Origin of the sequence: Paenibacillus sp. LX16, assembly GCF_036252815.1 — a bacterium.
Classification (GTDB): domain Bacteria; phylum Bacillota; class Bacilli; order Paenibacillales; family Paenibacillaceae; genus Paenibacillus; species Paenibacillus polymyxa_B.
In genome coordinates this window covers 1,900,089-1,925,293 of record NZ_CP141152.1, presented here as the reverse complement: position 1 = coordinate 1,925,293, position 25,205 = coordinate 1,900,089, and the positions used below count along the sequence as shown (strand labels likewise).

Sequence of the window (25,205 nt, the reverse complement as noted above, 5' to 3'; positions counted from 1 at the left end):
CCGCTTCCTTTTTTGTTCAAATATGAGTTGTTTCATCTCGGAAAGCTATCCGTTGCTACATACCTTATGTCGTATCAGTGTAAAAGGTACCCCAAAAGATTACCCTAAAACGAGGAAGTGATCAATAAAAAGGCTCCATCCCAACGGGAGAAGCCACGAATTCAAACCGTATTCAGTGTTTCACCTACGTTTTACAGACCGTTACAGCGCATCTTTTTCCGTATCTTCTTGAGCAGTCGCTGATGAAATACTAACCTCAGGAATCATTTCACTCTTTTTACGCCATTGCCCAATTTCATGAATGACGGCTGAGGCTGTCTCCTTAATTTTGTCAGTATACTCAATTGAGGTGTCTGAAATTTTCCCCGCTAGCTCCTGTCCCTTATCACTTACGTTGCGCGCCTGATCTGTAATATTCTGACGCAGCTCACGACCTGACTTAGGGGCAAATAATAAAGCAGCAACCGAACCAACAATGCTGCCTGCCAACGCGCCTCGGATAAAACTTTTGCAGTTCTCCTTCATCATCATCTCTCCCTTGTGCCCGGGCGAATGCCCATCTGTTAGTGCATTATAAGCATGGGGAGCTTGTCATGATACAGAAAACAAGCCTGAAAAGTTTTACTTTTTTTTAGAGCTGATACGATACAGGCAGCAACGGCCCCCATCCGCCAAACAATCCTCACGAACAACCTCGGCATCAAGTAGCTCCTCAAACATTTGCTGCTCGCATTCACAAGCCTTGCGATAACGGCCTGCAATTTGAGAGATAGGACAATTGTATTCCACAATAGAGTAGCTACCATCCTCTTCCTCGCGCCACTCTGCCATATATCCGGAAGCATTCTGGATGCCCGAAAGCTTTTCCACACGTGAAGCCAGTGTAGTCTCCCCCTCTATATGAGGGGCGTAACGCTTCATCATTTTACGTTTTCTACCATCAAACAGCGAGTAAACAGCTTCCATTCCCTGCTCTTCATCCAGTTCCTCTAACAGTTCCAGTAACAGATGATCATAATTACGAGGGAACTGCTCGCTTCCCTGCTCGCTCAGGCTGTATAAAAACGTCGGGCGTCCCATCGCCTGTCTCACGATCGTAGCCACGATCAGACCATCCTGCTCCATCAATTTGAGATGCCTGCGCACTCCCATTTCGGTAATGCCCAATTGAGCTGCCAAGCTTCCGACGCCCACAGGTCCCTGGGTTTTCAATAATGTCATGATCATGCGCCTAGTGGGCATTTCGGGTACGATATACTTATCCGTCACTTTTGCCTTTACACTCCCTCGGGCTGGGGACCCAATTCCTTATTTAAATAATCATGCACGTTAGATGCAAAAAGCTCCAGCAACCCAGGCAGCTTTGGTGTAAGCGGGTGAAGGCTTGTCCGGTCCCAATGGAAGTACTCCTGTACTAGGGGTTTACGTAAGCCTACCAGCTCTACTAGCGAATGAAATACGGAATCATCCAGTACACCTTCCTCATGAATGATGCCGATAATATCCTCATAGCTACTAGCGTCACGCATAATAAATCCGTCGATGATGTAGCTTCCTACATCCGTTACCGTCTCAATTGCCAGATGAAGACAGCGCTCCTGCACTAGCCCCTGCAACAGATCACCGTTCCAAGCAGCAGAAGTCTGGCGAAGTCCGGCGACAATGTCGGGAACAGCCCCTAGTCGAAGCTCAATTTGTTCCCGGTTGACATAATACAAGGTCCTGCACCTCCAGTAATCGCTTTAGATTTCATAATCAACTGCGATAGATACATCCTTCACTTCATTCATGTGTACAATAATTTCCTGGTGCACAGGGTGTACCTGATACGTTTGCAAATCCTCCAGTGTTTCGACAACAGCGGTAAGGGAAATATCATAAGAACGTTCCGAACGAATCACATCCGTACCTACTTCGAGTGACAGCAGCTCTTTGATTTTGCCGTTCATGCTGCGCAAAATGGATGCTGTATGCTCAATGCTTTCAGGGGAACGGTCTTTCAATTTGAACAAAACAATATGTTTAATCATGCGTATAGGCTCCTTATCTTAAAATGTTCTCTTGAAAATTTTATCATAACGCCCCACATACGGAAAGAAACTTTGTAATTCTAGCGATCTTTTCCGCCATTTTTACCATCAGACTCCTTGTCCTTTAATAGGGCAAAAAAATTCTTGAGCTTCGGTGGGAGCGGCAGACCCATTCGTGAACAGTTTTCCGTAATAGAGATTAATTCATTGGATAAATAAAAATACGTCGCCGCCCCTTTCATGATTTCGGTACCCATCAGGAGATCCACGTGATGTGCCAAAGAAATCACCATTAGCATTAAAGCCTTTCTCGCCAGCCCCCAAAAACCGGCTTTACTGCTTAAACCTTGCCCAGTCTTAATTGCTGCGGCGACTCCAGTCACATAATCAACAGCCATTGCAACCGTGAATAGCACCATTAGCTGATTCCAGCCGCCAAAGGCAAACGTAATAAGGGCTCCTGCGGTAGCACAAATCATACTAAACATACTCGGATTTATATTCATACCTCTCCTCCTCTCGGGGCGGTTACTGTAATATATGCAGTGACGTGGTAACCCGTAAAGTCGTATGACCTGAGCATAGACATGAATTCATAGATTCATATAAAACAAGCTGCAAACTTCACAATTCTGAGCAAATACAACAAAAAGACACCTTTTCAACCACTATATAAATGGTTGAAAAGGTGTCTTTTCTTTCATGCTATTCAATTAACGATGATCATTCCAAAAATTAAGCGGAGTCATGTTATCATTCAACGGCTCGAACGAATAGCCTTCTTTCTGCAAAGCGGCCATGATTTGTGGAAGAACCTTGATCGTAGATGGCTTATCATGCATAAGAACGACTGGTGTTCTGCCTTGCTTTTTCAATCTTTTAATATCACTTAGGACAGTCTGTACAAAATGCTCTGGATTTTTGGTATAACGCCAATCATTGGAATCGATGTTCCAGTCCCAAATATGATAGCCTGCGCCCGTCAGTTGATCGCGGTATGCTTTCTTCAAATATGGTTTGCTGCCATAAGGTGTACGAATCAAAGAAGTGCGTTTTCCTGTAGCCTTAAATAAAATTTCGTTATCCTGATTCATCTCTGCCAGTGCTGCTGCCGGGGATGCATAGATTTTCTTCACCTGATGCGTCATCCCATGCAAGCCCAAACCATGACCTGCCTCTACCATTTTTTTCATCACTGCGCTATGTTGACGAATTTCAGGTCCCAGCATGAAGAAAGTAGCCTTCGCATTATATTTATCCAAAATATCCAACAGTTGCGAAGTGTGCGCCGTTGGGCCATCATCGAAGCTCAAATAAATCGTACGGCTGGATGATGAGGCAGTTCCCTTGTTGCCTGAATTGCTGGCTTTGCCCGGTTTGACAGCTGCGTACTGTTTAATTTGTGTCGCGAATGTATTTAAAAATTGTGTATCAGACAAGCTAGCATTTGCGTTCTGAATTCGATATAGATTACTTGTTGGAAGCGTAATAGTGAAGCCGAACGCATCTGTCAAAGTGCGGATAGGCACCATCGTACGTCCTCCACGCTCGAACACATCCCCCTGGTTCAAATCCAGCGTAAAGCTGCGATTATGTCCAGTCAGCACCAATGTATTTCCATTGGCAGAAGTAGAAATGCCCATCTTTTGCCCTAATGTCACGATAGGAACATACAACTTATCATTTTCCATTACAGGCTTAATCGTATTCGAATCTAGCAAAACATCATTGACCCCAAGTAAAGGAGCCTTCGCTTGTGCACTCGCTGTATTCGTATGTATACCTAGCAACCCCAAACAACAGATTGCCATCAAGCATACAGCCATCCATTTTACTTTTAAAAGCTTCATTCATTACACCATCCTGTGCTGTATTTTATAATGTGCGGGAGCTATCTCTAGCTTGTCTATGAAGTTATACAGACATGACGATATAGACATGGCAATATAGACATTCACTCAACATATAGAACATAAACGCATTTATGAACCGACTGAACCGGACGTCTTTTCGTTCCCCCTATATATATTAATAGATTACCAGACTATAGTAGGTAAATATAGTAAAACAATTTGAAAACAATCTCGCAACCCCCCTGCCAGAGAAGGTTACAAAGTTGTGAATAAATTTTGATAGAACTAGAGACTACCTGAAGAAAATGAAGGTAAGGTACTTGGAGATAGATACAGTGGTATCTGACTGAATATTCTGGGTTTCTAATAGAAAATGGAGTGTCAAAAAGGAGTATTATTTAATCCATTTATTTGATACTAGGTGTTGATATAAAAGAACGACCTTGAGGATTGCCGCCCCCAAGATCTTTCCGTTTGCCTATTCTATTAATGATACCTCGAACCTCTTTTTAACTTCATCCAGATAATTAGCAAGAAACAAATCCTTATTTGTAAATCCTAAATAATATTCGTAGTCTTCCTCATCAATAGACGAATAATATTCCTGATGGAATAAAACATTGAAATGTTGTTTAAAATCTGAACCCTTCTTAATGACAATACATCTAAATAAATTATCAATTTCAATTGCTTTAATAATTTCTTCTTTTTTCATCGCCGAAAACCACATTATTTTCGGCGGTGTCTGATTCGGTTCATCCCAATGAGGTATAGATTCCCCCCATGGCAATACCCACTCAGAATTCACAAAAACACACCTCTCTAAGATGAATTCCTGTGTATTTACATCAAATAAATCCATATTCCTTTCGTAAAAGGAAAATAATATAATTGAATCCTGTTCAATAAATAAGCTTATCAAGTCAGCAATGTTCTCTGTTGACATATTATGCTTAATCACACCATAAGGCTGTTTAAAATTTATTTTCAAATTCATCATCCTATTCATTCGAAATAATAGTAATCCAATGTGGTTCTACCTGTCTTCGGGTCAATGAATTAAAAATGCATTGGAACATATTGATTAGGATCATAGATTTATGATCAGTCAAGAAGTTTTAATAACAAAGACCACAACACGAAACTATTTGGTATTGTGTACAGGCATACTAGAGGAATATTATACGGGAGCAAAGAGGGTTAAGTTCGTTTGGACTTAGCCGCCCCATTCATTTGGCACCGGGTGGCGGTAAAAGAAAGACCTTGAGGGGATTTACTCCTCTCAAGGCCGTAAACTACAGTGGGTTCTAAGTCAAATTATACTATTTAGAAATATCCACATTGATTCTTTTTAGCTGTATCGCCAAGTTCCAATTCAAAGGTTTGGTCTTTGATGAGCTAAACCAGTTAGCCCCCTCACTTAGCCACCTAATCCTATATTCTTCGATTGACTCTGGAATGTCCTTTGCATCATCATCAAATCCAGACTCAAATCCACAACAATTACATATTTCGTGAGTTGGAAAACCATGTTTATCCCATTGAGGATAATTCAATCCATTATAACCACAGACTGCACAAATATATTTACTCAAATGGCATCCTCATACTCTTTATGGATTGGTTGTTGTAATCCTCATGAAATAATTGTAACCGCATTTTGGTCACTACTTCCAAATTTAGGTTTATAAAGACTCCCTATGTGGTTAAATAATTCAAAATTCTACTTCAATACTTGTGCATTTCCAGCCTCTACATCAATTAAAAAAACTCTAGGATCCATACCATATCTACCGTTGTTATTTTCATCCAATGTAGACAACTCATATTGATTCGGTACTTTTGTCGGTTTTAAAATACCCCAATCCCAGCCCTCGCTACCTCCAGTAGAGTAGATATCCCTTTCTGATCTTATAACGATAGGAATGTCCACTTCTACTCCTGTTGATACATTTTTCAAGTGTAATTGCTCCCGACTATTTCTTTGAAAAGGATTAATTAGATCAATACGATACTCATATTTATGATCTGATGTTAATCGCACAGGATCACTTCTAACATCATCATGTAACCATCCTCGTGTAGGAGTCCCGTCAACCAAATAATAAGAACAAAATAATAAAGATGCCATCAATATCGTTGATACTAGATATTTTACTCCATTAAACGGAGCCCACCCTTGTTGTATGTGGGTCATTGATATTAACAATATGATAATAGAAGGAATTCCAAACACGCTCAATACAGCGCTTGCTACTATGTCATGACCACGTTGAAAGCCGCCAGTTGATCCTACAATAAACCATATTAACGCAGCTATATTTATAAGAATAGGAACTATCCATATGATTTTAAACCAAATAGGCATTTTCATCTTCTTCACTCCAGTCTTTCTCCCTGAATAAAATCAAACTGTGCAATTCAATTCTGCTATTAACAATATAAAGCAACTACTATGCCACCAACTTATCCAAAAACTATTTATAAAAAGAATAAAATTACAATATAAAACCATATAGTAAAACAATATCCATTAGTCTTTACGAGAGTTGGTTTGAGTCTTGTATTAATATCACCGGATTAATCGAATAGATTTTACCAGTAATGTTTCAAAAAAAATAATAAATTTAGTGATTTTAGTACATGGCTCGCAAATATTGAAGTTCTGTGGTACTGTCCCATAGCTCACCCGAGTAATGAAATGGATTGGATACCTTCTCCAGTGAAGAAGTTATATCTCGCCAAATGTCATAGTTATGTTACTAGACTTATAGAATTATACGGGGGCGTAAAAAAGCACCTGAAATCACCATAAGGAATTTCAAGTGCTTTATAATTTAGTTTTAAGTTACTCGTATAGTCGTCCTTTGCAGCTTTGATAATAACATAATATACACGCGTTGAAAACTGGTTATTGCTGAACAAGCGAGAATTAGTCTCGTTTGTGGTTTAATAAAGCCCCTTCTCGAAAAAAGGAATTTTTCATCTTCTTTATTATTTGGTTTCAGGAAAATTATCCTTGATTGGTGGGGTAGAGTCCCAGCTTATCAGTTTAATATGGTACTTATCAAGTAATTCATTTGAATTGGAAAATTGAGTGTTAATAGTCCTTCCATCATTTTCAAAAACCCTTCCATCTTTTTTAATGATAATGCCTTCTTGTTCAATAAATATAGAGTCAGCAACGGTTTGCTGATACTCGTCGGTGCTATCCAAATCACCCATATAGTACTCTGCAATCCCTGGATAATAGGATATTTCTATTCTGCTATTGACTTCTAGCACCGGTAGTAATCTATCTCCACCGGCTAATCTTTCCTTCCACTTACGATATTTGCCGCGAGCTTCATTTGAACCAATGCCATCATATTCGCATATTAAAGTATCTTGAATAACCTTTCGTTGCCCGTTAATTTCATATTCCAAACGAAATGGAAATTTCCCATATGTGATTTCAGGGTGTGAAGGATTAGGTTCTAATTGATTCCCTATGAATATTAGAAGCCAAGGTAAAGCAATGAACACTATGATTGCAAATGCCAACAACAACGGAATGCTTAGTAATAACAATGTTTTCTTCACTTTCATTTATACCTCTTCTCCTGCAAAGCCTCTATTACTGAGCCCATTTTATGGTTTCTGACCATTTGCCAAGCCTTATATGCTTTAGAGTGCCACCACTTAATTTTATACTGCGTAGGTAAGTAAACCGTTTTTCCAGTGCCTACTTCACCCAAAGTCTTGTTCAAAATTTCGTCCGTAACTACATAATTCGTTGCTCTTGCAGTATAGTTCCTATCACTTAAACCATATTTACCTAGTGAAGGTACTGCAGGATTAAATGTAATGGTATTTTTATTATTTGCAACTGCATTGCAGAATCATCATGACATCTGAGTAACCTACTGGTTGTTGGATATCATTCCCACTCTCCCCTCTCATACGCTAGTGCCTTTGTTAACCAGTGCATATCCCATCGCAGCAGGATATGTCCACTAAGATCAATAAACCTCGAAGGGTTGCTATTCACATACGCATACTAGTTCAAGTTCTGCGGATCGCTAATATTGCGCCAGCATAATGTAGCACGTTCGGATCGTTCTCTTTGGCCGTCTCTTGTACCTCCCCAAGATATCGTAGCTGTGGCTATTCAGTTCCTTACCCAAACTATCACCTAGGCCTACCACACCACCGCGACCGTTGAGATGATAATATTGCAATTGCCCGCTTGCCTTTTCTTGCCCACAATTAACCGGACCCGACACTTAGGTTGCCGTTTTTTGATCGTAGACGTAGATCTTATTCTTTGTCCTGTAGGTTCAGTAACGAACCCTGGGTAACAAGCAGTTGATACTTTCATTTGTATTGAGAATATTTAGCGATTTATTAATAATTCAGAACTAATAATGAAAAAAGACCACAATACGAAACTATCTCGTATTGTGGTTAAATAATTCAAATTCTACTTCAATACTTGTGCATTTCCAACTTTTCTAGATTTTACATCAATTAAAAAACTATCAGATCCATATACCTACCGTTGTTATGTTCATCCAATGTAGACAACTCGTATTGATTCGGTACTTTTATCGGTTTTAAAATCCCCCAAGCCCAGTCCTCGCTACCTCCAGTAGAGTAGATATCTCTTTCTGTTCTTATAACGATGGGAATGTCCATTTCTACTCCTGTTGATACATTTTTCAAGTGTAATATAAATATCGTCGATTTTTGCATCCAAAATAAATAACAACCAGTATAATTCCAATTAATCTTGTTTATGGAAATCGCCAAAATAGCTTTTAAATCCATTCGGATAATCTTAACTATACTTATCAAAAGCATTCCTCATTGCTTCTTCAATTGTAGAGAACTCCTTCACCATCAATTGCGTTATACTCTGCAATTAAACGCGACATGCCCGAAAGGCTACCCTCTTCATATCCTGATTCCCTTAGCCCCGATATAATATTGAAAAGAACTCTTTTCCATTCTGATCTAAAAGACTTTTTAGATAGAGTAATAGCTCCTTTAGTGGTCAATAATTGTTCAGTATGTCCCAAAACAGAACCCCATTGAGAGTTTATTTCCATTTGCTCATCCGACCAACTTATATTCCATACATTAGCAAATGTATCAGATGCCCAATGCAAAGATATCTCACCAGATGAATTACTTCTTAATTTTTCAAGAATATAAAGAATATCATCTATCATATAACTAATGTCATATTTATAACATAGCGGTATATATATGGATTTCCAAACCATGACAGCCTTTTCAGTCATCATTGGAAATATTGTTTCAATTGCATTTGATAAATTTTGGTCTTCTCCATCAAAGAAACCTGTCCATCTAGGACAACTTGCTTGAATCCAAAAATCCACAATTCTTGACCTCCTCTTATTTTTTAGGGCATAGGATACCCATGCCAAGTTCCCGTGCCATTATTTCGAACCCACATTTTTGTAGCTGGAACTGTTGTTCCATCAGGCAAGTGTATAATGGATTTTGAACCTGATGGCAAATCAAAATATCCATTTTCACCAGGTTTTAATGTGTTCGCCTTCTCTGTAGCATAATCTAAATCAGCCTTATTCCACTGACCTTGAGGTTTCCCTTCGTTTTTGGCTCGAGCCGGACCTTCTTTCCAATTCACACCGTGTTTTTTACTCCCATTTACGGCTGCTTCCGGTTTGACAAGACCTCCTTTAGCACCTTTAGCAGCCCCAATGGTTTTGCTAAGTTTCCCTGCCACGCCTTTAGATCCCGGACTCAGAGCGGCTAGTCCATTGGATATTCCTACGTCCCTTCGCCATTTGGTATAATCTGCAAGAAGCTGGCTTTGAGCCCAACTTGCATTACCTGATGTATTCCCATATGATCCAGTCCGGGTCATCATTCCAAATAGATACTTATAGCGATTGTTATTCGCTTCTCCATATATAGGTCCAAAGATCGTTCCCAATTTTTCACGCGCTAACCAATAGGCCGCATCATTTGGAGTAAACTGCTTAGAATATCCCAACAAATTTTCTATGTCCGGTACTGAATACAGATGTCCACTCGGGTCCACATAGAATAGCGGATTATTGGCTGCATACGCATACCAGTTCAAGCTCTGCGGATTGCTGATCTCTCCCTGATACGTATCCTCGCCCATAAAACGTGCTGTGCCCGGATCATACCAGCGAGCCCGCAGGTACTGAAGCCCGGTCGTGTCATCCCAATACTCGCCAGCATAACGCAGCACGTTCGGAACGGTTTCTTTGACCTTCTCTGGACCGCCCCAGATATCGTAGCTGTAGCTATTCAGTTCCTTGCCCGAACTATCACTTAGGCCCACCACATCGCCGTGACCGTTCAGCTGATAATATTGCAACTGTCCGCTTGCTTTGTCTTGTCTGGCCCACAGTTGACCGGACAAGTCATACACATAAGCGTAGGTGATTTTCGCTGTTCCACCTTGGACCTCAGCTTCCGCAATTAGCTTCGCTTCTTCGTCATAGTAATACCGAGTCGTTTTGCCGCCCTCTGTACGCTCGTACAGTAGACCGTCTCCGTTATAGCTATACCCGACCTCTTTGCCTTCACCGCTCACCTTTGTCAGACGGCTGACAGAATCATACGTATATTCAGCGTTTCTCATGCCGAACACTTTGCCACTGCCTTCGGCGCTTCGGTTTCCATTCGGATCGTAGCCATAGGTCTTATTCTTCTCACCTGCGGCTTCGCTGGCAATACGGTTTGACGGATCATATCCAAATTGGTCCGTTGTTCCGTTTTGTGTACGTCCGACGATGTTTTTATTCCCATCCCGTTCATAACCAAATTGGTGTAGCGCTGTACCGCCTTGCTCCACTGTAACCCCGGACAAATCCAGTCCGTTATAGCTGAATCGCGTACTCAGCCCTCTGCTTGAAGCCTGACTTTTCAGCAAACCATTCGGTGCATACTCAAACGTCATGCGATCTAATGATCCACCCGCAGCAGCCGTAGCTCCTGCCAGGCTCTGTAGGTTTGCTGTACCGGCTCCACTGCTAACGTCCATTTGAGTAACTCGGCCCAAGCTATCCAGCTTGGATTGAACGTGCATAGACGTGCCAGTTGCATCTGTCAGCACATACCCTGTACGAGACTGCTTGTTATACTCATAGTTTATTTGCGTGCCGTCCGGGTACTTCAGCCCGGTCAACGATCCATCTGTTAAATCATAGGCATAGGAGGTCGTTCCCTGCCCATCTGTCATGCTTTTTCTTCGTCCTGCGTTATCGTAGGTATAATTGGTTTTAAAATCGGGACCCGCCGCTTCGGTAACCAATCCGTCAGCGTTATATTGAAAGGTGATTGCGTCCGATTTCCCCGTCAGCATACGGGTGATGTTTCCATCCGTATCGTAAATATTTAACGTGGTTCCTCCGCTTGATTTCTCAAGTAAAGTACGTCTGCCCAGCTCGTCATAGGAATACACATTCTTTTGCCCATCAGGATACTGAACGGTCTTCAAATTTCCAGCCAGATCATACATGTAGCTAACCTGCTGTCCGGATGGATCTGTGACCGAAGTCATTTGTCCTAGAGCATCGTAATCATAGAGCGTGCGTTGACCATTACCGTCTGTCCGGCTAGTGACCATACCCGCATAATTATAAGCTAACAACTCCAGCGGCTGAAATGATCCATTTTTAGCTTCTTGTGTGGAAGTCACACGACCTAAAGCATCCGATACTTCACGCACACCATAACCGGACGCATCCGTCTGAGTAACAGTACGATCCACTGCGTTATAAGTCACGGTATCTGTGGTTCCATCCGCATAGGTCGTCTTCACAGGTCGTCCAAAGGCATCATAGGCATAGCGAGTGGTTGCTTGTTCAGCATCCGTGCTTTCTACCATATCTCCATGATCATCATAACCATATCCGTAAATCGCATCACCCACCTGCTGCTGGAGCATCTGTCCGAATGGATTATACATTCTTTCAGCACTTACTCCATCTGGTCCGGTGACGGTGACATCGTTCGTATCATCCTTATACACCACAACCGTCTGAGTTCCATTCGGATAAGTAACCTTCGTTACACGTCCCAAAGCGTCATATACGTAGGACTCTGTTTTGCGCTTGGCATCGGTTTGGGACTTGATTTCTCCAGTCGGATAGTAATCATACGTATACTCAACACCTTTAGGCAAAAGCTGTCTTGTTGGGAGCTGAGAACCATAGGGAGACTTATAATCAATAGAAACATCCGTATAGTTTCTGTCATCAATAAGAACTTTCTGACCACTTACATTCCCTTTTGCATTGTAAAAAGTATAGGTATGTGATAAAAGCTTCCCTTGCTCTGTACCTTCATAGTTTTTCAGTTCATACAATGTACCCTCTGCTTTATAAGTTCGAACTGTCGTTCCAGTTTTTCCTTCACTTATTTTAGTAACCGTCTGGGTAGGTTGAACCCAGAAAAAAGGCTCACTAGAGGTTTTATACGTATGAACAGTCTCCAATCCGGTACTTTGGGATACTTTTAGTGGAAGACCATATTCATTGTAGTCATAGGAGGTCGTTACAGGTTCTGATGAAGAACCTCCCTCCGTATAGGACTCTAGCATTTGCACAGGCAAATTCCAGTCCATGGCATCATTATACATGTAATCTATATGATAGCCGGTAGAATCTCCCTCTTGATCATAGCTGTTTAGAACAAGCTTGTCCGGTGCGTTATCTCCTCTAAAGACTTTACCGAAATGGAAGGTTTCCGCTGTACGTGTCCCTTTGGCAACTACCGTCCATTCAGCGTTTTTCCCATAGTTGGCTAGATCTTCTCCGGAATAGGTGAAATCAATTTTGCTTAAAAAACGATTGCCTGCGGTTGTACTGTACATATCAGCGCGTGAAACCACCTTGAACACGCCTTGTGTACCGTACACGCCTATCTGCTTGTTAAATGCTTCATAACGAATGTCTGTGATCGATGAAGTAGGTCGTACAATTCGTGTAAGCAACGCGGATGCATTTTGCTGTAGGGCTCCAGTCTTTCCTTCACCATCTACAACCACATTAAAAGGAGCGTCCATGAATGTATACGCATAGCTTGTGCTTCTGGAAAGAGAATCCAACACTTCTGACAGCACCTTGCTGCTTCCCTCGCCACTTTGACGATAGGTGTACTGATGGTCTGTGCCCTGTTCTTTAACAACAAGCTGTCCAGCATTGTAAGTGAAGTCAAGCTCTTTGCCATCATTATTTCGAATCGAACGAATGAGCTTTGCTCCACCAGAACTTGTATAATCAAATTCCACCCGATTCTTATACGCATCCTGGATTAAAATCAAATAACCGTCCTGATCTAGATAATAGTTATTTCCATTTAGCACTGCTATTTTGTACGCACTGCTTACTCCCTGCACGTTTGCGCTTTGATCTGCACTGATCTTCAGATCTTTGTAGGCATATCCTTCAAGCTGAAAATCATCTTTTACCTCATATGAGCCTGTTTCCGGAATATACAAATACTGCTTACCATCCTGTTTCTGCATATGAGGAAGATCCCATTTCCAGCCTTTCCCCAGACCGGAAGCTGCTTCTTCCTCGCGGATGGTACTTGTGTTTGTATACAACCCTTCATTTTGCTGCACACCAATCTGGTTATTTGCCAATGAACTGTTATACACACGAGTCAGTGCAAAAGGCAATGACCCCGGCAGTACCAAATCCGTATTTTGAACAACGAGCTGTCCTGAAGCGGTGGACGCACTGTTGTCACCGTAATCCAGCCCATAACGCGATGTATCATCACTTAGCCTGCTTTGTGCAAGCGCCGCCTGATCAAAAGGAGCATACACATCTGTTGTAGCAGATACCTGCAACAGACTTTGTTTAAGTAAATCCTGCCCGATCAGACTGTTTTCTCTTGGAATCGGCGCATATACGGAATCATTTACTCGGGGTATAGATGGTATATTCATCTCAGCCGTGTCTGGAGCCGACGCTTTACCCGCATCCTTATCTAGTGGCTGTTGAGTTGCTTCTTCACTCTGGGCGGCCTGAGCGGGCTTTTCACCTTCCTTCAGTGCAGTCGACTCATCGGACGGTTCCACCTTTGCATTTGTGCTCAATGTCAGTCCACTCTGCTGTACCCACAAGCTTGGACTTTGTTCCGGTAATGAATTTTCTCCACCATCTTTTTGCCATGCTTTATAAATATCATATAAAGTATAGCCTTTGGATAACTGTGCATTGACCCAGGCTTGGTCTTTACCTGTTTGCTGTGCAAGCCATGCTCTGGTAATAATCTGTGGAGTGGAGGAGGAAGAAGACTGAGAAGCTGCTGCCTCTCGGTGCCCTTCTTCTCCATATGCCCATGTGCTCCATGGACCCAGCAACATCAGCACACATAGTAGACTACAAATATAACGTTTAAACACTCGCTCACCCCTATTAATAATGCCTATACATCTAATGATCTGTTATGTTTTTTCGAAGCCAAGACATTCTTTTAATCTGTAAAAGGAAATACCTTTTTCGTCCGTTTAATGACGTTTCCGTTTAAATCATAATCCAATTGAATTTGATCACCAGTGAATAAAATAACTTTATTCAGTCGGTTTCCTTTGCCGTATTCATATGAAGTATCCTTGCCAAGCGCCATATGGGCTGCCTTAATTACGGTTTGTAATGCACCGCTATTAATTTCTGACAGCTTCACATAAACCGTTTGACCTGCCTTCATCTCATACTCTAAGACCGTGTAATCCCAACCATATATTTGTGCTTGCTCTGTTGAGGAGACAAGCTGGCTACTAAAATCAGGGTCTGTAAACAAGGCTACAATGGGCTGCTGCGCAGCAAAGCTGGATTTCTCCTTCACCGCAAAACGGTAAATTCCGTCTTCTTTGGGTGTAAAACGATATTTCCCTTGCTGACCTGCCGTAAAGTCAGCTTCCTTATCTATAAGTTCAATGAGCTCGTCCAGCTTACTGTCATCGTTATTTTTTACAGCAAACACACGATAAGGCGCTCCAAAGTTAACAGCAGGAACAGCTGCAGCTACGGCAAGATGAATATTTGCGTTAGCTGGCACTTGCTGTTGAGTATCTGTAGCCTCTTTATGTTCACGAATCACTTTTCCAGCCTGATCCGCAACGGTATATTGATACGTTCCACCAGCCGCCTTCGCATTCGTCACGACAGGGGCCTCCTGACTTCCGCGGTTGATCCATATCTCCTGTTTTCCGCCAGACAAAGATGTTTTTAACAACGCCGGTTCTGTGCTTGGCTCCGCTTTAATTTCATTCTTGAAATGAAAGGTCACGGCTAGCGGCGAAGTGACAGTCACAACAAGCGTATCTCCGGCTCCAAGTGAGATTTCAGGTAGAGAAGCATCCATACCTGCTCTATCCACCTTGGAATTTACACCGCTACCTTCTTCATATATGGCATAGTCATAGAGGCGGCTTTCGTTTGAAGCATCTGTGGTTAATGAGGAAGCCTGTGAACCAGTATTATGGAATACATAGCTTTCTCCCTGCTTGACAGTGACTTGATTGCCTGTCGGTATCTGAGCATCCTCAACGTCGAATATTCCTAATACAGCTCCATAAGTCACTGGCACATCCGAAACCGTCGTTACAATGGCATAACCTCCAGCCTGTACCAACGGCAATTGAGTCGTATCACTGGCCTCACTGTAGACTGTCCCGTCTGCCTTGTAATTCGTGTAATTCCACTTCATACCGCTGACTGAAATTACATCCAAGGCCTTGTCCAAAGTGCTTACATTTATAAATTTCCGACTTTCACCGCGTTTTAGTGTAATTCGATGGAAGGCAGCCTGTGCGTTAAGCATAGCTTCTACCTTACTGCTGTAACTAAAGGTGATTGACCGATCGGATACATTGGTGACGATGGCTTCACCGCCCGCAACAATCTCCGGATCTACTGTATTGTTGAAATGATCTGATGTAAGTAAACGAAGCCCTTGATAGCTTGCCGAATCAAAGCGTGCATTTCCACTACTTTTGTCATGCCGTAATGAATTCGATTTGCTATCATGATTGCGGAAAATATACGAATCTCCCGGCTCCAAAGTCGTTTGATGAAGTGGGTCATCATCAGCTCCTTGACCATGGAAGCTCCGATAGATACCCCCAAATGTAATCGGCGTATCACTTGTTACCGTAATAAGAGCTTTCTTTCCAGCACCAACCTGAGGGGCTGTACTTGTATCACTGCGTCTGGATTGCTCTGTACCATCCGCTTTATACAGGACCGCATCAAATTTACCTTTAACGGTTTTGGCGGTGCTGTGCAGATTCCTTAAACGATTACTGATATTCGTATACGTGTAACTTTCACCTTTCGACAGTGTTACGCGTAAAAATGCAGGGTCACTGCTCGGTTCCCAGGAAAAATCGTCCGTATAGTCAAAGATAATGGGACTCGGGCCAATCACAGTCACAATGGCATATCCCGAAGCCGGGATCATAGGACCTGCTTGACTGTTAAAACCGTAAGTGTATACCGTTCCATCCGACTTATAGATAACATAATCGAACAAATTCCCAGCCTTTCTGGAGTTATTGTAGATCGGATTCATAAGCGTGCCGTTATTATGGAAAATGTAGCTTTTGCCTGCCTCAAACTCGACGCGACTGATCGCATATCCACCCACAGGACGGGCAATAAAGTTACGATAAGGAGCGCCGTATGTAACCGGATTGGCAGTGACCTGAGTAATTACCGCGTATCTGTCCACACCAATCTGCGGCTTCCCCGAGGTGCCACTACCGCGTGAAGACTCTGTTCCATTTGCCAGGTAAACAACGAAGTCAAGCTTATCCTTGGTTGTCCCATCGCTCTCAATCGTGTCCAATCTGGTTCCCACATTGATAAACTGGTAGCTCTCCCCTTGATTTAAGGTAACCCGCGCATAAGCCGGCTCCCCGGTGTTTTCTATACTGTATTTTCCATATGGAAATCCGAAGCTAACCGCGTTTGCAGTTGAGCCTGTAATAATCATCTCTTCGTCATCCGCAAAAGTAGGGTGAGCAATACTATTAAGATCCGATGCAACTAAAGTTCCATCTTCCTTATATTTTGCATAGTCAAAACGGCGATTGTCCGTGCTCGAAGCATTATGCAAAATAGTACGGCTGCCCGCCCCCTCATTTACAATGCGATAACTCTCGTCCTTAAAGACAGTAATGCGCTCCAATGCAGGATTCTCGGAGGTACTGTAAGTAAATTGAGGCTTAACCGATACGACCAGGGGCCCTGCTCCTGTAGCCGTTATAAAAGAAGAACCTCCTCCCGGAACCACAGTTGAAGTAGAAGTGTGATCCAGATAGGCTACATTTATAGATCCATCTGCTTTATAAGTGACCAGGTCATAAGAAATATCATTTTTTGTTGATGCATTACTCGTTATTGCTCTTCCAGCAGTATCCATATTCTCGAATTCATAGGTCTCCCCAGGATCAATGACGAGCGTCGTGTTATCCACCGCTGCTAAACTCATCATAAGTGCGTCATAAACGCTGTTTGTCGCAGAAGTGGGCGGATTGAAAGAAACCGTTCCATCAGAAAGCTGTTCCTCCTGTACCAAACCTGCATGATCTTGTTGTACTCCGTCCCTTAAATCTTGTTTTTCCGCTCCTGCCACACTAGGCAAGCACAGCAAAGTGTTCGTTGCCAAAAGTGCCGTCAGAAACCATACCATTACCTTTTTACAAATCATCTAGCTGTATAACCTCCCTTTCTCTCGTCAAAAAAATTGCATGTTGGGCTGCAAAAACCCACTTTTCTCTCTGTACATCCTTACAATCATAAGAGAAGAACATATTACCTCCATTTCCATAAAAATGTCACAATTTAATATATCGGCACCTTAAACTTCCATTTTCATAGGCCAAATGGACCTTATTTTCCATAAACCGGTTAAGCCCATGGGATTAAAAGAAAATCAGGAGAGGAGTCACTTGCAAACCCCCCTTCGGGTATAGTAGTATGTGGTTAAAAAAATCGGAGGGTATATGCCTAAACAACAAGATAAACATTCCATTCAGGCGTGGTCTCTGATCAATCGCAAATATTTGGGAAAAGGCGTGCGTGTCAAACGTTTTCGTAAACCAACACGCTGTCAAGTGCGCAATCGCGTTTTGCTTGCCGTTTTGATGGCTAATGACATTAAACTGTCCCAACTTGCCGAGGAGCTTTCCATTTCCTCCCGTAGTGTCAGTGCGTGGGTATATGAAGGTCGCATTCCCGGCAACACTAATCTGGAAAAGACGTGTAATACACTTGGTTATCCGCACCATATTCTATTTAATGAAGAGGTTGTCCGGCGTTCACCACTCATCTGTCAGCCATCGCCGTCCCGTTTTATGAAACGGACTGTGACTCGTTCTCCGGTTAAAAATCGGATCTTGGCGGGTCTATGCATGGTACATGATATTTCAGTGACCGATGTGAGTCATTGGATTGGCGTTCACCCCGGTACATTTCGGAAATGGTTGCATCAGGGTACCGTTCCTTCGCAAACCTTCCAGGATCAGGCGGAACAGTTTTTCCGTATTCCAAAATCCATTTTGTTTGCTGATGCCATGCTGAAAAAGTAAAAATGTCCGTAAAAACGAAACGATTGTAATTTTCATGAAAGTCTTTGAAAGGAACGCATTACCATCTTTCATTCACTGAGACTTTCACATCATGTAATTCACAGAATATAAAATGCAAAAAAAGCACAGTCTGCCGATTCCTCGGTGTACTGTGCTTTTTAGATAACAGAGTTTTAAATACTTCTTGCTTATATTTTGTCAGTTTCTTAAGAATGAATGCTTGCCGTTTCAGTTGAACGTTTGGCTTCTTCCTTGATGGACTTTAGCTTTTTCATCACCGGGTTGCCTCCACGTCCAAAGTAGTCGTGAAGACGGCTGTATTCCTCGTACAGCTTATCATACACGGCCGCGTTCTCAGGGATCGGCTTGAAGCTCTCGTCCCGTACACGAGCCATATGAAGCGCTGCTTCGACGATATCATTGTACCCTCCAGCTTCAGCTCCCGCAGCCACTGCTGCGAACATGGCCGCACCCAGCGCAGGAGTTTGAGTAGAAGCCGCCACCTTAATCTCACGTCCGGTTACATCTGCATAAATTTGCATCAAAAGACGATTTTTCTGCGGCAATCCACCGCACGCATACAATACGTCTACTGGCACGCCGTTATGATGGAACGCATCGACAATTTTACGCGTTCCGAACGCAGTTGCTTCCAGCAATGTACGATACACTTCCTCTGGCTTCGTCAGCAACGTATACCCGACAATCAGCCCCGTCAGGTTGGTGTCAACCAACAGAGAACGGTTACCGTTCCACCAATCCAGCGCCAGCAACCCGGTTTCCCCCGGCTTATATTCAGCCGCTTTACGCTCCAGCCATACATGGACGTTCACACCTTCCGTAGCTGCCTGCTCCTTCACTTCGCCGGGAACAGCATGATCCACAAACCAGGCGAAAATGTCTCCTACCGCCGATTGTCCAGCCTCATACCCGTAATAGCCCGGAATAATTCCGTTCTCTACAACGCCACACATACCCTCTACTTCTTTTTCTTCCTCACCGAGGAGCATATGGCAAATGGAAGTTCCCATCGCCATCACCAGCTTGCCTGGTGTGACGACGCCTACTGCCGGAACAGCCGCATGAGCATCCACATTGCCTACCGCTACTGCCGTTCCCGGATTCAGTCTGAGTTTTGCAGCCATATCCTCTGTTAATCCACCCGCACGGGCACCCAGTTCATAAATCTCACCGCGCAGCTTCGTATCCGTCAAATTTTCTAGACGCGGATCGAGTGCTTTGAAAAATTCACGATCCGGATAACCATCGCGATGATGGTAAATAGACTTGTAGCCAGCTGTACACTGATTACGTTTCAGTTCCCCGCTGAGCTGGGAAATTACCCAGTCGGTCGCTTCTACAAAACGGTCTGTTTGATCATAAATGTCCGGTGCTTCGTTCAGAATCTGCCAAATTTTTGCGATCATCCATTCGGAAGAAATTTTCCCTCCATAGCGGGGCAGAAACGCCTCTCCTCGATGCGAGGCAATGGCATTTAAACGGTCCGCTTCATCCTGTGCTGCATGATGCTTCCACAGTTTCACCCAACTATGCGGGTTATCTTTCAGGTTCTCGTCAAAGCACAACGGGTGACCTTGCGCGTCAATCGGCAGCATCGTACATGCTGTAAAATCAATTCCGATCCCGATGATATCGTCTGGAGAAATCCCTGTCTCTTCCATAACAGCAGGTACGGAGGTAGTCAGCACTTCAATATAATCAGCCGGATGTTCCAGCGCCCAATCCATTTCCAATTTGCGTCCGCTACCAGGTAGCACTTCGTCCATAACTCCATGACGGTAAGGTGTTACATGTGTAGCAATTTCAGCTCCGTCAGACAGGTCAACAATGACCGCACGGCCGGACTCCGTTCCATAATCGACACCAATTGTATACTTACTCATTTGTGTGCCTTCTCCTTTTTCGTTTGACCATAATAAGCGTTCGCCCGTGCTTGCGCAGAAAATGCTTACCCAGTAACGACTGATTCACTGAGGTGAATTCTGGATTCCGAAGGAAAGGAAAGCACTATACCAGTTGTGTAGGCATATCTGACGAAGACCGTGGATCATCCTCGACAATATCGCCTTGTTGAGTCAGTACAACCAGTTACTCCGCTTTCAGTTCTTCATAGGCCACGCCTTGGAAGAGCCAAATTGGCCTACCATACTTCCTATTTCAATTGTTCTAATATGTATAAGGCACACCTTTTACTATCATTTCTGAAATCTGCATGGAGGAGGTGACTGAAACCAACCTCAAATGGAAAATTACAGGAAGGTCTTAACGACCTTTTATCTTTGGTTCCGCTTTCATTATATGCTTGTACGTACAACTTAGCTAGTCTTTTTTATGTATTTTTTCGATAGATTTATGTACTCATTTTCAGAAAAAATATAGAAAAAACAGCCTATTTCTGCAATCCAGAAAACAGACTGTTCGGTATGACGAAAAACATGCCATCAAATATTAAGCGTTAAAGCTGTATACTTACTAATCTGTCCTTACATGTTAAGTAATAAAAGCTACTCATCTCCCAGCCTAGTGTTCTCCAGGCATGACCTGGACAGGCCCCGTAGATTCACGAACTATGAGCTCAGGCGGTAGAATTAACTGCCGATCTTCTTCATGGTAGCCCTTCTCTTCAATCATTGACAGTATGGTATCGGCAGCACGTAACCCCAATTCTTCCTTTGGATGCCGAATTGTCGTTAGCTTGATTTCCGTTGCTGTCGCCAAAAATGAATCATCAAACCCAACCAGCGATAGATCATTGGGAATGTTCAGGCCCGCCGAACGTACAATATCTAGGAGTCGAATAGCCAACTCATCATTATAGGTCACCCATCCAGTAGGACGCTCTCCCGACTCCATCGCCAGCAGCCTAGACGCACGTTGTAGCGGAATCTCATTTTTTTCTTCTGTCCGGTAAGTCGTTACTGCGTTCGGGTGTAATGTCACTCCATATTTGCGGTGAGCGGCCACAAATCCCTTCATACGAAGAATCCCCTGCATATCATCGGTTTTGAAAAATCCGGCCAAGCGTCGGTGTCCCAGCTTAATCAGATGCTCTGCCGCCAAAAAACCACCCTTTTCATCATCTACTCGCAGACATGGCGCATCCATTTCCTCATAACGCGCATTGATCATCAAATAAGGGATTTGGCGATTTTCCACGGTTAAATAATAGTTCAGATTGGGGTTACGCTCTCCACTTTTGGTCGGTTCGATAATAATTCCGCTCAGCGGTTGACTCAACAGCATTTCCAGGCACTGACTTTCTTGCTCAGGGTCATTACCTGTGCTTGAAAGCAGCATCTTGTAGCCCTGGCGACTCAATTTGGATTCAATCCCCTGTACAATGGATGGGAAAATATAATCCGATATATAGGTTGTAACGACTCCAATCGTCTTTGGATCTTCGGGCTGCTTGCTGTCCCGTGTCGCGACAAAGGTTCCCTTGCCCTGCATCCGCAACAGCCAGCCTTCCTGCACCAGCTCACCTAGCGCCTGACGCACCGTTTGCCGACTAACGGCAAATTGTTCAGACATTTCATGCTCAGATGGAAGCTGGCTTTGCGGTTCCAGTTTGGATGAATGAATCCAGGACAAAATTTCCTGTTTAACTTGTATATATTTGGGCGCCATAATTTCCTCCGTACTTGCAATATCGTGTACCTGTTCATATTCCACGATTATAGCATACCGTTCATTTGTACATACAAATGTTACAGGAACAGGATATCGTCGTATTGCTGCCGGAAGTGTAAACCCATTCACTTATCCCCTCCTTGCCACACATAACTGGCCGAATATCTAAGGACAATTTGTATAGATGTTGCACATTACGAACGAAGTAATTGATGTTCATTCATATACTTAAGTCCTGTATAGCGATCACGCAAGGTATGAGCCGTGCGCAATGCACGAGCAAGCTGTTCCTCCGTAACCCCCAGCTCGGCAATGGTAGATGGGCCTCCGACCTGAGCCAGCCATGCACGCATCTGCTCCGACGTAGGCAAATCCCGATACACCTTAAAGGCCTCTACATCCTGACTGGCTGCTAAATCTCTGTACAGGTCAGACAGCAATGCGGATGCTACGCCTACTTTGGCACCATGCAAAACTTGCTTGCGTCCCTCTGCAATAAAATCCATTTCAATTCGGTGGGAAATATGGTGCTCTCCCCCTGACGCTGGACGAGAATGATCTATCATCAGCATCGAAATACCGGATGCAATCAGCGCATTCATTAATACCTCGACCCCAGCCTTGCTACCTGCCGCAATCTCATCGACATGTTCTACACAGGCATGCAGAGCCTCCTCGGTAATGCGATTAGCCACAGGTGAATACGGCTCGTTTCCCAAATCTCTGGAAACATGCCAGTCCGCTAGTGAGGTGAACTTACCGAGCATATCGCCAAAACCGGCCGCAGTCATCGTCTGTGGCGCATTTGCCAGCACGGACAAATCAGCAAAGATCGCCTCTGGCGGAACTGCTTGGAATGTCTGCTTGCTGCCGTCCACAATTAGTGGTGCGCCTGCGGAGGTAAAACCATCCACCGAAGCAGCCGTCGGTACTGACAAGAACGGACGATTCATTTTATAACATACGAAGCGAACCAGATCATGTATCGTGCCGGAGCCTACAGCAAGTACAGCCTGACTATTATCCGCCACACCCAGCAGCACTTTCATAATGTAGGTTTCATCAGCAATGACATCCCCTACAGCATTCGGAGGTAAGCGGACTACATCAACTGTCAAACCTGCCTCACGAATCAGCTCAGCTACTTTTTTTCCAGCCGCCGCCGAAGTATGCTCATCTTCTACCAGAGTTACATGACGATAATCCTGTTGGTTCAGATAAGGAACAACAGACTCCAGTGCTCCATCCCGTACCTCAATAAACAATTCAACCTTTCGGTGAGGATGATCAGCGTTACTAGCCTGCGCCTCTTCGTTCCACAGCTTGATCTGCTCATTCATATTCATTTCATCAGCCTCCTGAAAAAGGAATAATTTGCACAAGAATGATCCATAATGATTAATAGATTCCGTTTGAAAACGATTACTATTTAATTGTACGCACAAGTGTATGTCCAAGTCCAGCGAAAAAGTACAAGTTGCTTTTTAATTTATACATTCGAAAGGAACATGTTTATGAAATTTGGAACGGATATTGCCTGCGCACTTGGGTTACTGGCAGGTACAACGTTTGGCAGTGGTATTGCATTTTTGTTCGGCTGGCAAGCCTATCGAGCTCTGACTTCTGTTGCAGTCTTTGGCGTTGTGGGGATTATCATTACCATTGCCGTTTTTCGCTTGCTGCACCGTAAGTCGCTTTCCACGTCTAATTCTCGATAAATGCTGTTAGTGAAAACGAGTGCAACTTGTTTTTTTGCCAATATACATAAAAAACGGGTCTCTTAAGCAATTGCATCGCTTGAGAGTACCCGTTTTTGTTTTACAAATATTTACTTACGAAATTGTATCAACCTATGGATTAACGTCTAATTCATAATCAATTTCATCAAACCCGAATCCAAATAATTGGAGGAAATCCAGACGGTATTGTTCGAGATCGCCCAATTCAGATACGTTTTCTGTAGTGATTTCGGACCAAGCCGCTTTGACAGCCTGCTGCACATCGTCTCTCATTTCCCAGTTATCCAGACGGATGCGTCCTTCTTCATCCGTTTCCACAGTGGACCCACTGTATAGCGTCTCGAACAGACGTTGTGCCTGCTCAATACATCCCTCGTGCAGTCCCTTTTCCTTCATGACCTTAAACAGCAAAGAAATATACAATGGTACGACTGGAATAGCCGAACTGGATTGTGTAACCAAAGCTTTATTCACAGAAACGTAGGCTTTTCCATGATAACGTTCCAGTTGCTTTGTTAGAGTATGTGCTGTAGCTTCCAAATCATTTTTAGCTTGACCAATGGTTCCTTTACGATAGATAGCCTCCGTAATTTCGGGACCAATATAAGAGTAAGCCAGTGTGGTTACCCCTTCAGCCAGCAGACCAGCTTCTTCCAACGCTTTTAGCCACAAGGACCAATCTTCGCCACCCATTACCGTGATGGTGTTCTCAATTTCCTCCTGCGTAGCCGGTTCTAGCGTAATTTCTGATACGACACCTGTATTGGTATTCACTGTTTTATTAGAAAAAGACTGTCCGATAGGCTTGAGAACGGAATTAAAGGTTTCACCCGTATCGGGATGTGTCCGTCGCGGTGAAGCGACACTATACACAATCAGGTCTACCTTGCCCAGCTTTTCCTTTACCAGCTTCAACGTCTCCTGCTTAATTTCATGAGAAAAAGCATCTCCATTAATGCTTTCTGCTATGTAGCCAGCTGCTCTGGCCGCTTTTTCAAAGGCTACCGTATTGTACCAGCCTGCTGAAGCCGTGCGCCCCTCTGATGCGGGACGTTCATAGGATACCCCTATGGTGTCCGCTCCCAGACCGAAGCTTGCAGCAATACGAGAAGCCAGCCCATATCCAGTAGATGCTCCGATCACAAGTACCTTTTTAGCTCCTTGTATTGATGTGCTGTCTTTGATGTAGTTGATCTGACGGTTAACATGAGCCGCGCATCCTGCAGGATGTGCAGTCGTACATATGAAACCACGAATTTTCGGTTTAATAATCATTGCAAGGGTCCCCCTACTTTGGCATTCATTTAATATGGATGGA

At 43.4% G+C, this 25,205-nt stretch carries 20 protein-coding genes; 2 read left to right on the top strand and 18 right to left on the bottom strand.

Features of this window, described 5'->3' with window-relative positions; all coding sequences use genetic code 11:
• Positions 1-201: 201 nt before the first annotated feature.
• The 14 genes from T3H97_RS08830 to T3H97_RS08765 form a co-directional block, all read right to left on the bottom strand.
• Positions 202-525, bottom strand: a complete 324-nt coding sequence (locus T3H97_RS08830; protein ID WP_069011067.1) for a YtxH domain-containing protein — start codon at positions 523-525, stop codon at positions 202-204.
• Between the two features lie 96 nt (positions 526-621).
• Complete coding sequence (locus tag T3H97_RS08825; protein ID WP_328802300.1) at positions 622-1,269, bottom strand: helix-turn-helix transcriptional regulator; 648 nt, start codon at positions 1,267-1,269, stop codon at positions 622-624.
• Between the two features lie 8 nt (positions 1,270-1,277).
• Positions 1,278-1,718, bottom strand: a complete 441-nt coding sequence (locus T3H97_RS08820; protein WP_328802299.1) for a DUF86 domain-containing protein — start codon at positions 1,716-1,718, stop codon at positions 1,278-1,280.
• A gap of 24 nt (positions 1,719-1,742) precedes the next feature.
• On the bottom strand, positions 1,743-2,030 hold the full coding sequence (locus T3H97_RS08815; protein WP_013309679.1) for a Dabb family protein: 288 nt from the start codon (positions 2,028-2,030) through the stop codon (positions 1,743-1,745).
• 80 nt (positions 2,031-2,110) lie between these two features.
• Entirely contained in the window at positions 2,111-2,536 is a 426-nt protein-coding gene (locus tag T3H97_RS08810) for a phage holin family protein (RefSeq protein WP_013309678.1), read from the bottom strand.
• Between the two features lie 207 nt (positions 2,537-2,743).
• On the bottom strand, positions 2,744-3,880 hold the full coding sequence (locus T3H97_RS08805; protein WP_328802298.1) for a polysaccharide deacetylase family protein: 1,137 nt from the start codon (positions 3,878-3,880) through the stop codon (positions 2,744-2,746).
• A 481-nt stretch (positions 3,881-4,361) separates the two neighbouring features.
• Positions 4,362-4,880 carry a hypothetical protein gene (locus tag T3H97_RS08800; protein ID WP_328802808.1) on the bottom strand — a complete coding sequence of 173 codons (519 nt, stop codon included), beginning with the start codon at positions 4,878-4,880 and terminating at the stop codon, positions 4,362-4,364.
• A 325-nt stretch (positions 4,881-5,205) separates the two neighbouring features.
• Entirely contained in the window at positions 5,206-5,478 is a 273-nt protein-coding gene (locus T3H97_RS08795) for a hypothetical protein (protein ID WP_328802297.1), read from the bottom strand.
• A gap of 128 nt (positions 5,479-5,606) precedes the next feature.
• Positions 5,607-6,266 carry a hypothetical protein gene (locus tag T3H97_RS08790; protein ID WP_328802296.1) on the bottom strand — a complete coding sequence of 220 codons (660 nt, stop codon included), beginning with the start codon at positions 6,264-6,266 and terminating at the stop codon, positions 5,607-5,609.
• Positions 6,267-6,877: 611 nt separating this feature from the next.
• Positions 6,878-7,471 carry a hypothetical protein gene (locus tag T3H97_RS08785; RefSeq protein WP_025722991.1) on the bottom strand — a complete coding sequence of 198 codons (594 nt, stop codon included), beginning with the start codon at positions 7,469-7,471 and terminating at the stop codon, positions 6,878-6,880.
• A gap of 921 nt (positions 7,472-8,392) precedes the next feature.
• Complete coding sequence (locus tag T3H97_RS08780; RefSeq protein WP_155252423.1) at positions 8,393-8,719, bottom strand: hypothetical protein; 327 nt, start codon at positions 8,717-8,719, stop codon at positions 8,393-8,395.
• 20 nt (positions 8,720-8,739) lie between these two features.
• The gene (locus T3H97_RS08775) at positions 8,740-9,267 is read right to left on the bottom strand and encodes a hypothetical protein (RefSeq protein ID WP_025722993.1); all 528 of its coding nucleotides are present in this window, start codon (positions 9,265-9,267) and stop codon (positions 8,740-8,742) included.
• 23 nt (positions 9,268-9,290) lie between these two features.
• Positions 9,291-14,306, bottom strand: a complete 5,016-nt coding sequence (locus T3H97_RS08770; protein WP_328802295.1) for an RHS repeat-associated core domain-containing protein — start codon at positions 14,304-14,306, stop codon at positions 9,291-9,293.
• 71 nt (positions 14,307-14,377) lie between these two features.
• Entirely contained in the window at positions 14,378-17,617 is a 3,240-nt protein-coding gene (locus T3H97_RS08765; RefSeq protein WP_328802294.1) for a hypothetical protein, read from the bottom strand.
• A gap of 295 nt (positions 17,618-17,912) precedes the next feature.
• Here T3H97_RS08765 and T3H97_RS08760 point away from each other — a divergent pair, with 295 nt between their 5' ends.
• Positions 17,913-18,497 carry a helix-turn-helix domain-containing protein gene (locus T3H97_RS08760; protein WP_013370447.1) on the top strand — a complete coding sequence of 195 codons (585 nt, stop codon included), beginning with the start codon at positions 17,913-17,915 and terminating at the stop codon, positions 18,495-18,497.
• A 206-nt stretch (positions 18,498-18,703) separates the two neighbouring features.
• Here the strand turns inward: T3H97_RS08760 and T3H97_RS08755 are convergent, their stop codons facing one another.
• The 3 genes from T3H97_RS08755 to T3H97_RS08745 form a co-directional block, all read right to left on the bottom strand.
• Entirely contained in the window at positions 18,704-20,401 is a 1,698-nt protein-coding gene (locus T3H97_RS08755) for a ribulokinase (RefSeq protein ID WP_328802293.1), read from the bottom strand.
• Between the two features lie 637 nt (positions 20,402-21,038).
• On the bottom strand, positions 21,039-22,145 hold the full coding sequence (locus tag T3H97_RS08750) for a GntR family transcriptional regulator (RefSeq protein WP_328802807.1): 1,107 nt from the start codon (positions 22,143-22,145) through the stop codon (positions 21,039-21,041).
• 197 nt (positions 22,146-22,342) lie between these two features.
• Positions 22,343-23,494, bottom strand: coding sequence for a sn-glycerol-1-phosphate dehydrogenase (locus tag T3H97_RS08745; protein ID WP_328802292.1), 1,152 nt, complete (start codon positions 23,492-23,494; stop codon positions 22,343-22,345).
• Positions 23,495-23,662: 168 nt separating this feature from the next.
• Between T3H97_RS08745 and T3H97_RS08740 the strand changes: the two genes are divergently transcribed.
• Positions 23,663-23,866 (top strand): hypothetical protein, encoded by a 204-nt coding sequence (locus T3H97_RS08740; protein WP_103048050.1) that lies wholly within the window; start codon positions 23,663-23,665, stop codon positions 23,864-23,866.
• Positions 23,867-23,998: 132 nt separating this feature from the next.
• Here T3H97_RS08740 and fabV read toward each other — a convergent pair whose 3' ends face one another.
• The gene (gene fabV / locus T3H97_RS08735; RefSeq protein WP_328802291.1) at positions 23,999-25,162 is read right to left on the bottom strand and encodes an enoyl-ACP reductase FabV; all 1,164 of its coding nucleotides are present in this window, start codon (positions 25,160-25,162) and stop codon (positions 23,999-24,001) included.
• Positions 25,163-25,205: the final 43 nt, after the last annotated feature.